The 13246-nt window shown below is 50.8% G+C and carries 12 protein-coding genes; 3 read left to right on the top strand and 9 right to left on the bottom strand.

What is annotated here, in order from left to right:
- Positions 1–54: 54 nt before the first annotated feature.
- Positions 55–1578: a UDP-N-acetylmuramoyl-L-alanyl-D-glutamate--2,6-diaminopimelate ligase gene (locus K3T82_RS40965; RefSeq protein ID WP_220199260.1), complete on the bottom strand. Its 1524-nt coding sequence runs from the start codon at positions 1576–1578 to the stop codon at positions 55–57.
- A 192-nt stretch (positions 1579–1770) separates the two neighbouring features.
- The gene (locus K3T82_RS40960) at positions 1771–2820 is read right to left on the bottom strand and encodes a queuosine 5'-phosphate N-glycosylase/hydrolase (protein WP_220199259.1); all 1050 of its coding nucleotides are present in this window, start codon (positions 2818–2820) and stop codon (positions 1771–1773) included.
- A gap of 274 nt (positions 2821–3094) precedes the next feature.
- Here K3T82_RS40960 and K3T82_RS40955 point away from each other — a divergent pair, with 274 nt between their 5' ends.
- Positions 3095–3367, top strand: a complete 273-nt coding sequence (locus K3T82_RS40955; protein ID WP_220199258.1) for a MarR family transcriptional regulator — start codon at positions 3095–3097, stop codon at positions 3365–3367.
- Positions 3368–3597: 230 nt separating this feature from the next.
- Here the strand turns inward: K3T82_RS40955 and K3T82_RS50545 are convergent, their stop codons facing one another.
- Positions 3598–3720, bottom strand: coding sequence for a hypothetical protein (locus K3T82_RS50545; RefSeq protein ID WP_420799401.1), 123 nt, complete (start codon positions 3718–3720; stop codon positions 3598–3600).
- Positions 3684–4265 carry a sigma-70 family RNA polymerase sigma factor gene (locus tag K3T82_RS40950; protein WP_236031864.1) on the bottom strand — a complete coding sequence of 194 codons (582 nt, stop codon included), beginning with the start codon at positions 4263–4265 and terminating at the stop codon, positions 3684–3686. Before K3T82_RS40950 ends, K3T82_RS50545 begins: the two co-directional genes overlap by 37 nt.
- Before the next feature lie 155 nt (positions 4266–4420).
- Here K3T82_RS40950 and rsrA point away from each other — a divergent pair, with 155 nt between their 5' ends.
- Positions 4421–4723, top strand: a complete 303-nt coding sequence (gene rsrA, locus K3T82_RS40945) for a mycothiol system anti-sigma-R factor (protein WP_220199257.1) — start codon at positions 4421–4423, stop codon at positions 4721–4723.
- Between the two features lie 59 nt (positions 4724–4782).
- Here rsrA and K3T82_RS40940 read toward each other — a convergent pair whose 3' ends face one another.
- The 5 genes from K3T82_RS40940 to K3T82_RS40920 form a co-directional block, all read right to left on the bottom strand.
- Positions 4783–5634 carry a DUF2085 domain-containing protein gene (locus tag K3T82_RS40940; protein WP_220199256.1) on the bottom strand — a complete coding sequence of 284 codons (852 nt, stop codon included), beginning with the start codon at positions 5632–5634 and terminating at the stop codon, positions 4783–4785.
- 16 nt (positions 5635–5650) lie between these two features.
- Complete coding sequence (locus tag K3T82_RS40935; protein ID WP_220199255.1) at positions 5651–6367, bottom strand: cytochrome c biogenesis CcdA family protein; 717 nt, start codon at positions 6365–6367, stop codon at positions 5651–5653.
- A 173-nt stretch (positions 6368–6540) separates the two neighbouring features.
- Positions 6541–8268, bottom strand: coding sequence for a HEAT repeat domain-containing protein (locus K3T82_RS40930; protein ID WP_220199254.1), 1728 nt, complete (start codon positions 8266–8268; stop codon positions 6541–6543).
- Positions 8269–8384: 116 nt separating this feature from the next.
- A complete protein-coding gene (locus K3T82_RS40925) occupies positions 8385–9542 on the bottom strand; it encodes a serine/threonine-protein kinase (RefSeq protein WP_220199253.1) in 1158 nt (385 codons plus the stop codon).
- Between the two features lie 284 nt (positions 9543–9826).
- Positions 9827–10750 (bottom strand): sigma-70 family RNA polymerase sigma factor, encoded by a 924-nt coding sequence (locus K3T82_RS40920; protein ID WP_236031863.1) that lies wholly within the window; start codon positions 10748–10750, stop codon positions 9827–9829.
- Between the two features lie 558 nt (positions 10751–11308).
- Between K3T82_RS40920 and K3T82_RS40915 the strand changes: the two genes are divergently transcribed.
- Positions 11309–12994, top strand: a complete 1686-nt coding sequence (locus K3T82_RS40915; RefSeq protein ID WP_220199251.1) for a serine/threonine protein kinase — start codon at positions 11309–11311, stop codon at positions 12992–12994.
- The last annotated feature ends 252 nt before the right edge of the window (positions 12995–13246 follow it).

The raw sequence follows: 13246 nt of genomic DNA, 5'->3' as shown, positions 1-13246 counted from the left end.
CACGTTCTCTCTTTGCCTGATTGTACAGGTAATAATGGGTGGTCAAGTAGAGTATTATTGAACATAAGGGCGCAATTCTTCCCTTGCGACCTGCCGATCATCCCAGGGGAGCTTTTCCCTCCCTATGATAATACTTTGCTCGTGTCCTTTGCCCGCTAGTAGTACTGTATCGCTATGCTGTGCGCGCTCAAAAGCCGCTGAGATGGCCTCCCGCCGATCCGCAATACAGAGAAAATCCTTGCCCTCTTGCTTTCCGGCCTGGATGCTTCCAGCAGCGATGTCTCGTAAAATGCTTTCACGATCTTCATCGCGAGGGTCTTCATCAGTAATAACGAAGAAGTCACTCATTTGTGCGGCAACACTTCCCATAATTGGGCGCTTCTGCACATCGCGCTCCCCAGCGGAGCCGAAAACAACCATCAGTTTTCCCTGAGTGACTGGTCGGAGGATAGACAGGACTTTGTGCAGGCTGTCAGCTGTATGCGCATAGTCCACGATGACGCTGAACGGTTGCCCCTCGTCAATGTGCTCCATGCGACCAGGAACGCCCTTGATGGTCGCCAGGGTGTGCGCAATGATCTCTAGCGAGATGCCCTGACTGTACGCGGTCGCGATAGCAGCCAGACAGTTGCTGACATTAAAGCGGCCTATGAGTGGTGTATCGATCTGGCATTCGGCGTCGGGGAGGATGACGCGAAAGGCTGTCCGTGATGCCTGGAGATTGAGATCGACGGCGCGAACCGCCGCAGGTGTATCGATCCCATAGTCGAGAATGGGTACCTGGCAGTAAGGCTTGAGCACCTCATAGCTCGAATCGTCGCGATTGAGGATGGCGACTTTGCGATAGCCTTTGCCCTTATCTTGAGAGGGATCAAGCATCTCGAAGAGGCGGGCCTTCGCGCGTCGGTAGGCATCTAGCGTTTTATGGAAGTCGAGATGCTCATGGGTAATATTTGTAACGACTCCAACATCAAAGGCGCAACCTCGCACACGATGAAGCTCCAGACCATGCGATGTGGATTCGATGACCGCGTGCGTGGCCTGCATATCCAGCATTTTGCGTAGAAATTCCTGTATCTCCAGGGCTTCTAGTGTACTCTGGCGGGTTGAGTTGGCCCATTCCTGCCCATTGAGTTTAAAATTAGCAGTCGTCATCAAGCCCGTGTTGTGTCCGGCGGCATCGAAGAGTGTACTGATAATATTCGATGTGGTTGTCTTACCATCGGTGCCAGTGACACCTATTGTGCAGAGTTGCTGTGCGGGATAGTCATAGAATGCACAGGCTAAATCTGCCAGGGCTGCCCGCACATCTGCCACTTCAATATAGGGAATCGGGAGATCGGTTGGGTCTTCGAGTGGCGCGCCCAACGCGACGACGGCCCCACGTTGCGCCGCGTCAGAGACGAAGCGTCGACCATCGGTATGAACGCCTGGCACCGCGATAAAAAGATAACCAGGAGCAGCCTTACGAGAGTCATAGGCCAGTCCCAGGATATCGGTATGTTCGGGCAGTGGATCCGAACCATATATATGTAAAGGCGGCTGCTTCAAAGCAGCCAGTAAGTGTTCTAATCGCATAAACCTTTGCCAAATCTATTGTGTTGAGACGCTTGCATTCTACTCGGTAGCGCATATGGGCGCTAAAGCTTTTGCAAACTCTAATACTCCATTATTGTGGCCAGCGCTGACTCGCTCAGGATTTGGAGAAGAAATTCACTCTGTCACGTTTGTGGCGCTGGTTTTTTGCATAAGTCCATTGTACTGAGCAGATTAATAGAATATTGTGCGTGTACGATGGTAGGGCCGCATCGTAGTTGCATCTTGTCCTAGTAGCCAGAGACGTTGATCAATCTCTGCTGCTGTGACATTCTCCTGTCCCTCCTGTCGCATAGCTCGCTGAAGGAGTTCGCAGGCCCAGACCGTAGCTGCTCTGATCTCAACCTCTTCTTCACTGCCTGCGGGCAACAACATTTGCGTATCGATGCGTTGCGCAAGTTTGTCGCTGTACTCAAAGACATGGAAGTGGCGAAGTACCTGGGGAAGTTTATAATCTGCGAAGGCTGTGAGTTGGTTAAGATCGGAGAATGCTCCCCACGCTGTACCCTTGAAGGCGCTTGCGAGGTCTGAGACACAGATCTGAGCACGTTTCAGAAAGCGGACTTCCTGACCACGATAGGTTGTGATGTCGTTAAAAGAAGGGAAATAAGTAGTGAGTAGTTCGGCTAGAGCAGGCGCGCTGCCCTTAGCCTGGGCTATCACCTGTGAGAACTGTCCGTTGAAATGAGTTTGCAGAACGTATCCTACTTCGCGCGCGTTGCGCAAACGTTCTTCAAAAAGTGGGATTGTCTGCTCTCCACGAAAGATATGTGCCAGGGTCTCGCTATTAAGCTTGCTCAGATAGTCTGCATCCCAGAGCGGGAGGCCCTCTTCGACTGCGCGTGTGAGCGCCGCCGCTTCTGCCCAGTATCCGTTGAGTGTCTCTCCCTTATATTCGATTGTCCAGCGTGGCTGGCCTCGTTCGCTCCAGAAGCAGAAATTGAGTGCATCGAGCAATAACATCCAGTTGACAGTACGTTCGCCCCCATCAAAAAAGTGATATTGGAAGTACCATTGATCTTGCTCCGCAGTGTGATCGCTTGTGGCGGCTATCTCCTGCAGCCATCTTTGAGCGAGTTCTTTTAGTCGCTCATGGTTGATGCGAACGTGTGTGCTCTGTGTGACTACAGGGCGCGTGCTGCTAAGCACCTTGAGCCTGTCATGAGAGGGAAGAGGATAAGGTGAATTCTCATCTCTATTCTGCTCGGTCTCGATATCTGCCATAAGTAGCCTTTCATAAGATGTTTTTTGATTCTACCGGGATTCTGGTTATCCGTCAATCTTTATGGCTCATATGGCTGTTAGTTAGGTTCCCTTTCTTTTGTGTGTCTGGAGGGCACATGCTGATGCTTGTCCAGGCGAAAATACCCGAAGATATGGGGAGAGGCGTCACAGAGGATATATATATTCGACAACCCTGGCATCATTGCCAGGCTGGAGGCATGGATCGCGTTTAGGGAGGACCGCCCTAAGATTGTGCCTGATGGGGAGGAGTGCTATGCCTACGATACGACGCACAGTGAGTCCCTCTATTATGAGTGTGACGGCTCGGCAACATGAAATATTAACTATTTTGAGACAGCGCAAGCATTGGTCGGTAAGTGAGATTGCTAGAGAGCTACATATCAGTTGCGCGGCAGCGACGAAAGCCGTTACGCGCCTGGAACATAAAGGATTGGTTTCGCGTTCGGCTGATCCTATGGATAGAAGGTATGTGAATGTCAACGTTACTCAGGCTGGAATAGAGCTTCTTTCCTCACACCTATTGTAGGTAGAGGGTTACAAGAGGCCCACCTTTATAGCCACATCATTGTGGAAGGCCGCAAACGCTGCGGATTGTGTGTGCGGTGTTTTATTCTGAAAGGCGTTATATATGTGGGCGAAGAATACGTCTCGTTGTAAAACACACTACCATAGTCTGAGAACCGCTTTTGTCGAAGAAGGGTGAGTGGATAGAGTCGCGGGCATCCATGCAGTATGGTGGAGAGCCATCAAGGCTACTTATGACACTTTGATGTAGCCTTGATCCTGCGCATATTGCCAGAGTGATTTCTGTAATTGTCTGCGAGCACGTGAAATGCGGCTCATTACGGTGCCAATAGGAATTTGTAGTGCCTCAGCAATCTCTTTATAAGATAGTCCCTCGATATCTGCCAGAAGGACTGGCATCCGAAAATTGGGGGTAGATCTTGTAGCGCTTTATACACATCCTCATCGAGATATTGAGAGAGTACTTCTTCCTCTACCCCCTGTGCGAGCTCCTGCCCATTGATATCGCGGATTTGATTGTAGAGATAAAACTCTTCTCCTTCGGGTAACGAGGCGGGTGTTGGATGTGTTGCCAGGCGACGATAACGGTTAATGGCCGACGTATTCAGAATACGGAACAGCCATGCCCTGAGGTTGGTACCCGGCCTATATGTATGAGCGAAGCGAAAGGCTTTGAGCATTGTCTCCTGGACAAGATCTTCGGCCTCTTGCTGATTGTTTGTCATGCGGAGCGCGGTGCGATACAGGCTATCGAGTTGTGCGAGCACTCCCGCCTCAAAATCCTCCGTTACAGCTGCTGCGTCGGATGCCTGTAGTTCTGTATTGCTCTCTTCATCCAGATTTTCTGCGATTGCTTCCGTCTGCGCCTCATCAGGTGCTTGCGGATCAAATTCTGTCATTCAGCTCTCCTCTAGAATGCAAGGTATCTGAACCGGATACCTTCTAGCAAGTACTCTCAGTATATCTCACTAGTGTTGGGAATGAAAAGCCCCTGTGAATATGTTAGAATGAACAGGTACAATGCAATGGCGAGCTAGAGCAGGAGAATAGTTCTATGGGAGAGAATACGGATTGTTTAAGCTGTGTTGAGATTACGGCTCGTCTTCATCTCTATATTGATCGGGAGCTCGATTCCTCAGAGATCGAAATTGTTCAACAGCATTTAACGACTTGTCCGGGATGCGAATGTCGTTTTTACCTGGATGAGAAGATTAAACGTTTAGTGCATGATTGCTGTGTTATCGAACGAGCCCCCCGACATCTGCGGGAGAAGATCATGCGTATAGCGAAGGGCGAGCAGGTAGAGATCGATCCCGAATTGGCGATGAAGATACATGCGGATCTGGAGGGATGCTAGCCAACTGACCTCCTGCCTATGGGCTAATCAAATGACTGGCGGTAACCAGTATTTAGGGTTTATACGAAAACAAATGCCATTGTCGTGGCTAGTGCTGGCGCGCTTAAGTTTTCGAGTAAAGTGTGAAGCTGGGCGAGGAGTATGAGCTCGCCAATGGCAAGGAGTAGCGCAAGCCCCAGATATGGGACTAACTGGCAAGAGCTGGTGAAGGTCTCACTTCGTTTGCGCGCGAGAATGATACCCATAAGGTTGATACTGCTAACGGCCATCAGGAGCCCAGATGTGCTCAGGAGGGCTAGTGGGTAGAGCAAGATTGGCGCTTGTGAAGCAGTTGCCAGAAAGCAGGTCAGAAGTAAGGGAAGAAAGACCCATAGTATCATGCGCCATGAGGCGAGACTGGACGAGGCGTAATAGTGTCTCCATACGAGCTTGTTGAATGTTGGTAAGGCGAAGGCCGCAAGAGCCAGGCCTGCTAGCAGTCCCGTCGCGAGACGAAGTAGGTTTGATGGTTGGTAGATGTGTGGAAGATGTAGATCGAGTGCCAGAGAATTGAGGCCATCGATGCCCAGAGCTATTACGCCACTTCCCAGTAACAACTGCACCTGGAGCGGAGGAAGCTCCTGGGCTTGTCCGCGTCCAGTAAGAAAGAGGGCGATCAGCGATACACAAAACCCCATATAAATGCCTGTATCGCGTGCGCAAAGTGGTAACATTTCGCCGCCTAGCGTGAAGACATGCGAGGGAATATGCGCGCAAATGCCACTATCGAGCCAGCGTAGTCCTACTATTAAGAGCTTCTCAGGCCACAATGCTAACCCCACACAGGCCCCAATCAGAATACTCACCCAGAGTAGCATGCGCCAGGGCCATATCGTCCGTACCCTAATGGCTTTTCCTACAACCTTTCCCACTCAGATCTCCATTGGCCTAGCTCAGGCGAAAGAATGAATTGAAGTAGGTAAGCATATTAAAGAAGACAACGGTACCTGCCAGCATCATAAAGATACCTGTGGCAATTTCAATCTTTCCCAAATGGGGTTTGAGCCGTTTCAATAGAGCGCTTAGTTGATTTAGTCCTAAGCCCAGGATCAGGAAGGGGACACCCAACCCTAGTGAGTAGGCCAGCAGAAGCAATACTCCTTGCTGTAGTGTGGTTGTGAACGAGGCCATATAGAGAATAGAAGCCAGGATAGGTCCGACACATGGTGACCAGGCAATCGCGAAGATAATGCCCATCAGGATTGACGCCCCATAGTTGGGGCGTGATGGGTAGTAGGTAATGCGCTTCTGCCAATAAAGAAAAGGGAGCTTCAGTACGCCAGTCAGGTGCAGGCCAATAATGAAAAGTACAATGCCGCCAACACGTCGTAGAAGGACTTGCTGCTCGCTGAGATAGCTGCCAAGGGTACTGGCAGTCGCGCCCAAAGCGGTAAAGGCCAGAGTGAAGCCGATAATAAAGGCGCTGGCATGAAGCAAGGTTTTTAGGCGTTGCGTCATGGCCTGCCGTTCCTCGGTCGCTGTATAGATACTCTGTCCGACAAGTTGCCCCAGATAGATAGGCACAAGGGGAAGGACACATGGCGAGAGAAATGAAACCAACCCTGCCATAAACGCGATACCCAGACTTAAATTAGACGGATTCATAATATCTTGCTCTTACTCCTTATCCGAAAACCTGAGCGCGAAGCGCTAGCCGCGACCAGCGGTGTTGGTTTTCGTATAAGACCTTAGGTGCTCTCTTAGGTGATGTGAATATAGTTATGTTCCTCTAATAGTATAGTGAGTCTGGTTGATATGTGCAAATGGTGCCTGATTAACTAGCTTTTATCGCTATGATCTTTGTGTAGTATCTGACCTGCCAGCGTCGCAAGCGGATGTTTCGTTTCAGCATCTATCGAGTTGAGCCGGGTGAGCTCTTGTAAGATGGCATAAAAGAGCGGGTCGGTTATCGAATGAAGTTGGCAGAGTGCATTAAAGGCTGTATGAGCCACATGTACATCCTCATCGAGTAATGTCTGGATCAAGCCAGGAATGGCCCAGCGTGCGCCTATATGCCCACAAACGAAGGCTGAGCAGGCTCGCACACCGCTATCGCTGTCAGAGAGGAGTAGCCGCAACATATGATTTTGAGGTGGAATAAAGGTTGTATGCGGACTCCAGAGCATACCTAGAAGCTCAATGGTACGTTGGCGTACCCATGCGCTAGGGTCATTGAGCAAAAGCACGATCAAAGGATCGTTTATGATGAGCGCACTGATCTCTTGCAGTGCCTGGCGTTTGCCTTGTGTTCGAGCTTGAACAAGGATATACGCCAGGGTGTCCAGTGCTGTGACCTGAAGTTCTTCATGGGCCTCGGTGAGAACGTGTAGCAGCCAGCGTACAACGTTGATTCGCATCGAAGCCTGGAGTACCCCACGTAGGAGTCGCAATCCTTCGATAGCCTCAATATGGGCAGGGTGCTCGACGTTATGGGCGATGGTGCCAAGCACTGCCGCGACATACTCACCTCCACATGATGCCAGAGTATAGCATGCCTGGCGTCGTACTGTGCTTTCGGGTGAGCGGAGCAGAGGCATGATGTGCGTATGGATAGTGTGTTTACGCATCATACGCCGCATCATAACTGTGCGTGTCATCTCCTCCAATGTTGTGAGTGCCAGGACTTGTAAGGGGGCTCTTTCCGCATGCAGCAGGTCTATGAGCGTTGGCAACAATGAAGGAAGCGCTATCTTGCTTAAGGCATGTGAAACCTGGAGTGCCACTTCGTTTTCGGTATGTGGATCTTCTAGCAGATAAAGCAGGCATGTTGTGAGCTGTTCTCGTTGCGCGACTGAAAGCTGGAATGGTAGTTCTGCCGACAGCAAAAAGATCACAGCTTTGCGGACCTCGCGAGGGGCCGCGGGGTCAAGTAGTTCAAGCAATACGTCCAGTCCGATATGCTCGCGACAATGAATCAACGCATAGGCGGCGGTGAGGCGGACTGAGAGTTCCTCCTCTGCCTGTATGCATGGATAAAGGGCCGTTATGGTAAGTGGCGCTAGTGTGGTCTTGCTGGCGAGCGTCGCCAGGGCGATTGCCGCCGCGTAACGCACAGTATGCCAGGGTGAAGCAAGTCCGTTTCTGAGCAGGTCTTCGTAGTTGGTTGTCAGATGGGCTGTGGCTTCGATAGCGCTGATCCAGAGCACAGGTCCCGCCGGACCTACGAGTGAAGGATGATGCAGAAGTTCATCCAGGCGAAGGCGGGTCTTCTGACTGAGATTCGCGAGCAAGCGGCTGCAATGTTCATATTGAGGGGGCCACCAGGGCCATGCTGGCTTGAGAATCTCCTGAGCATCACTCAGCATAGAGAGTACAAGAGACAAAATAGAAGGACCACAACGCGCGAGGCGTCGTGTGACCTGCACGCGGGTATGATAATCCGTATCGGATGCAAGCAGGAGCGCCAACGCTTCTTGAACGGTTGGTGGCTGGCATTCTCTATTCTGATTTGTATTGATTGTTTGCGAACCAGGCGTTGGATCGTCTGGTGTGCTCCTGGTAATCATCTTTTCTACTGCCTATAGTCCTTATAAAGGGGAGTGGTGCTCTGTTTTAGTTATAGCTATGTGCGCAAACTATAGACTTGCACGTAGTATGATTACCGGGAGCTTGTAGAGCGGCTTTATGGTCTCTGAGGTGCTTTAAAGAACTTTCCCCACCAGTGCTGTTGCGCCTCCTTGGGGGAAGCCTCTAACTCAGGCACGGTGCGGTAAGGATCATTCTCTCTCTCCTGAGAGGGGAGGTCCTGTATGCTCCTCTGGATAGGTTGTGTATCTACCGGGTGTTGTGGGAAGCTTGGTAGATCGCTGCCACTGTTCTTCATAGATGCTGGTGTCGGCGTGGGTGCAGTTTGCTGAAGATCTATCGTTGTATAGTCGAGGCGTTGCGCGGAGGGGCGCTTTGGTAGCTGCACTGGCGTGCGCAGGCGCGGTGTATGCGTTGGAGGGATAGGAGCGGCAAGGTGTAGCATGCGTAGCTCACTTGCCATATCTCCAGCATCAGCGAAGCGTTGATCGCGATCTAACGCGAGTGCGGTCAAAATGACCTCCTCCAGTTCGGGAGAGAGGGAGGGATTGTGTAATCTTGGAGGTTGAGGTGAGCCATTGATAATGTTTTGCGTGAGTTCAGGCATTGTACGCCCTGTGAAAGGGCGAAGACCTGTCACCATTTCGTAGAGGACAACGCCTAGTGCATAAATGTCGCTGCGATTGTCCAGGGTCTTGCCCCAAATCTGTTCTGGAGAGGAGTAATAGATGCTGCCAACCAGGGTCTTTGTAGCTGTGATTTGCTGATGTCCCGGTGCGCGTGCCAGGCCAAAATCCGTTACCTTAATCTTGCCCCAGCGATCTAGCATCAGGTTCTCTGGCTTGATGTCACGATGGATCACATTGCGTTCACTATATGCCACATACAGGGCATCCGCGATTTGCGCGGCATACTCGGCTGCGAGGTGCTGTGGGATGATCTGATCCAAGTGAAGCAAGCTAGCTAGCGTTGGTCCCTGCACATATTCCATCGCGAAGTAGAGGAGCTTATGAGATTGGCCTGCATCATAAATGTGGATGATATTCGGGTGATTGAGGCCTGCGATAATCTGGGCCTCGCGGATAAAGCGAGCTACATAGGAAGCATCGCGTGCTAATGCTTTTGGTAGTACTTTAATAGCGACTTCGCGCCCAAGAGCGATCTGCCTACCCCGATAGACAACCCCCATTGAGCCTCGCCCAATCTCTTCTTCCAACAAAAAGCCACCAAGGCTCTGACCGGTTAATTCATTCATAGAAAATTTCGCTCCTCTTTTAAGGGCCGTGGACGCAAATGAGAATATTCCCATTTCAATAGACGTACAAAAGCAGAAAATCTAGAGGATGAAGAAGAAAGTACCTGCAAAATTATTAAAGAAAGCTGATTGGAAAAAAATTTATGGAGAGTAGAGAATTGCTTTAAAATAGGGTAATTGATACCCATCGAGAAAGGGGCCCGAACCCGGGCCCCTTTCTCGATGGGTATCAATATCTGGCAAATGCATCAATATGCGAGTGCATATCGTTCGCGATTTGTCTGCTAGTCGAGATAGTCCTTCAAGATTCTGCTAGCCTGTGGATGGCGCAACTTACGGATGGCTCGTTCCTCGATCTGGCGCACACGTTCGCGTGTGACTTTGAGCTTCTTACCAACCTCTTCTAATGTATGGTCATGGTCATCAAGGAGTCCGAAGCGTAGCTCAATGACCTGACGCTCACGTACGGTCAATTGCCCAAGAACCTTACGAATCTCTTCGCGTAAGAGCTGTTGATCCGTAATCTCCATTGGTCCGCGCTCACGAACATCTTCAATGATATCGCCTAGTGTATTCTCCTCTTCCTCCGATAGCGGAGCATCCAGAGAGAAGACCTTCTCCGCCCAGATGAGAAGCTCACTCACACGTTCGGACGTCATACCCAGGCGCTCGCCAATAATTTCAGGGGTTGGCTCGCGACCAAGCTCTTGATAAAGCTGGCGGGTCGTTCTTTTGACACGCATGACTTCTTCCATGATATAAACAGGAAGGCGAACGACACGTGTTCCTTCGAGGATTGCGCGCGTGATGGCTTGCTTGATCCACCAAGTCGCATAAGTGGAGAAACGGAAGCCTTTCCGATAGTCGAATTTAGTGACCGCGCGAATAAGACCGATATTTCCTTCGCCAATTAAGTCTTCAAGAGAGAGCCCCTGACCAACGTATTTCTTGGCTATGCTTACTACCAGTCGCAGATTCGCTTCAATGAGGTGGTTTCTAGCTTCTTTATCGCCGTTCTCCGCGCGTTCAGCGAGGCGCGCTTCACTGGAAGCTGAAAGCAGAGAGATACGCGAGATTTCGCGGAGGTAGAGACGTAAACTGTCGCTTTGCGCGAGTGTTCCAATCTCAGCCTCTTGTATCACTTCGCGTTCAGTGTCTGCCGTTTTTTCACGGTTATGATCAGCATCAAACATCACATTTCGTTCCAAGTGCTTGCTCTTTTCTTCCTGCAACATGCTTGTAAGATCAGATCAGTCTTTGTGGCTTATTGTATCATACGTGTGGCTTATTGCAAGCAATAACGCTCTGCTTTAAGGTATTCCAATTCTGATAGTCATAGCGCAAGCTCTCTCTCGGAAGGATCTTGAGTGAGATGGCCTGGTACTTATGTTTATCGCTTCTCTCCTGGCTCTCAAGGCTTGCTGGGGTGGCCGAGGCTCATCTGGAGGAAAAGCTGAAATCTGTTTTCAGTTGAGATAGGTTGATATCTTGCTCTATGTCTGTGACTATAACGAAACATTGTAACTGAAGCTTTGTCTCTATCGTAGAATATGATGCAGGCATCTCTTCTAGTGAAAATGTATCCGTCGCTATGCGAGGATTGGGGGTGGTGGAGCGTTCTCTTGTGGAGAGACAACATTGCAGAGCGGAAGGCTTCTGGATATATCCATCCTCACTCGAAGGATAGGTAAGGTGCCACCTTCTCTGGCGGGACGGGGCGCTCTGTTCAACGAGAACAAAAACGAAGAAAGGCTCTGGACGGGCATATGAGCTTGCCATTGGCATTGGCACAGGGAACGATTATTGGGGGCCACTATGTTGTGGGCCCATTGATTAATAGTGGAGGATTTGGAGCGGTATATCGTGGAATCGATACGAGCGAGAACAATCGCCCATGTGCTATTAAAGAAACATACGATGTTACCCCGATGGCGCGGCGGCAAGGGTTGATGGAAGCTGGCGTGCTATTTACGGTGCGAAACGCACACCTACCAGAAGTCTACGATGCCCTGGAAGCGAATGGGCGCTTTTATCTGGTCATGCAGTTGATTGAGGGGCGAAATTTACTAGACCTTCTGAAGAGCCGTGTCTCTGGAGGCTATGTTGGTGAGCAAGAACCTCACCAGGTTGCCAATGGACCATGTAGCGAGCAGGAGGTCTGCACCTGGTTATTACCTATTATGGATGTGTTGCAAGAACTGCATAGTCGCAATCCAGCTATTATTCATCGTGATATTAAGCCCGGCAATATTATTCTGACTCCTGAGCAGACGACCGTACTCGTTGATTTTGGCCTGACCAAGCTGTATCAGCCGGGCCAGGAGACACAAACGCTGGTGAAAGCCGTCACGGCTGGTTTTAGTCCACTTGAGCAATATACCGGACGAACAGGTCCGCAGTCCGACATCTATTCGATGGCGGCGACTATGTACCTACTCTTGACTAATCGCTTGCCTCCTCCAGCCATCAATCGTAGCCTTCAAGATCACCTGATTCCACCACGTCAGCTTAATCCATCGCTCTCGACGCATATGGAGAATATGCTGCTCAAAGCGCTCTCTATACGCGCTGAAGATCGCTTCGCAAGTATGGCGGAGTTTGCCCGCGCGCTTCGTGACCCCAATTTTGCAACGGCCCATTCTGACGCGACCTTTGCTGTGACATCGTGGCAAGCTGGAAGTACTGTACCTCAGCCAGGGGGACCAGTTTCCTCTCCCGGCTATAGTGGTGCTCAACCTAAGCTTACATTGCCTGCTCCTCCACCTACTCCACCAGCGCAGAAGCGCTCTCCTGCCCCCGTGCAGCGTCCGCCTCAAGTTCAGGCCCAGTGGCCGCGCGCGCAACAGCCACATGGGCAACAATTTGCGGGACAGGGAGGCCCCCACGCCCAGAGCGGGGTCGCGGCCGGACCTGGGAGGCAGGCTCAAAGAATACCTACTCCTCATTCAGCTCCCCACCCTTTTAATCAGGGATGCCTGTGGGGAATTGTGCAGGGCATCTTATCCGCTCTCCTCATTCTCTTCTATCCACGCGAGGAGTACTTTTATCTGGCTATCCTGATGGGCTTTATGTTCTATGTCTTTGCGGGCTTCATTACAACCTCACGCGGTGGGGCCGCGTTACGAGGAGCCTGGGCGGGTTTATGGACGGGCATTAATAGCACCCTGGTTTTCTGGTGTGTGCTGTTAGTTGGTATTGTGGTGCGTTGGGCCCAACATATGCCAAAGGGTAACGCAGAACCAGGAACTGCCGGACGTGTTTGGCAAGAGGTTTTCCCTGAGTTCCTCAGACGTCAGACGCAGGCGGCAACGAATGGACAACAAGGTAGCCCCCTGCTTATCTGGATTATAGGAGGCGTCGTTATTGCCTTTGTGCTTGGCCTTCTTGGCGGTATTCTAGGCAATGCTCAGTTTAAGGGGCGTCTGCTACGAAGGCAGGCGCAACAACCATAAACTGAGCGGCCAAGAGTGCTTGCTCTCTAATCTCCTTACCCATTGGTACGCGAGGAAGGGGCTGCTATACGCCTGAAATGGTGAGTTTTCCGAAAAACGCTCGCGTTTGTGGTACTATCCTATTTATGTATGATGGCAGCATTCTCCGCCTGCTTGATTGTTGGTCTGGCAGGCTGCGTATTGTTGTGCATACGTACGTATAGCTATTGTATTTTGGGAAGGTGGAATATACCTTTGGCAACGGAACAGACA

The organism is Ktedonospora formicarum (assembly GCF_016587355.1).
Taxonomy (GTDB): Bacteria; Chloroflexota; Ktedonobacteria; order Ktedonobacterales; family Ktedonobacteraceae; genus Ktedonobacter; species Ktedonobacter formicarum.
Note: the sequence above shows the minus strand (reverse complement) of the source record. Positions and strands in the feature narration are given on the sequence as shown.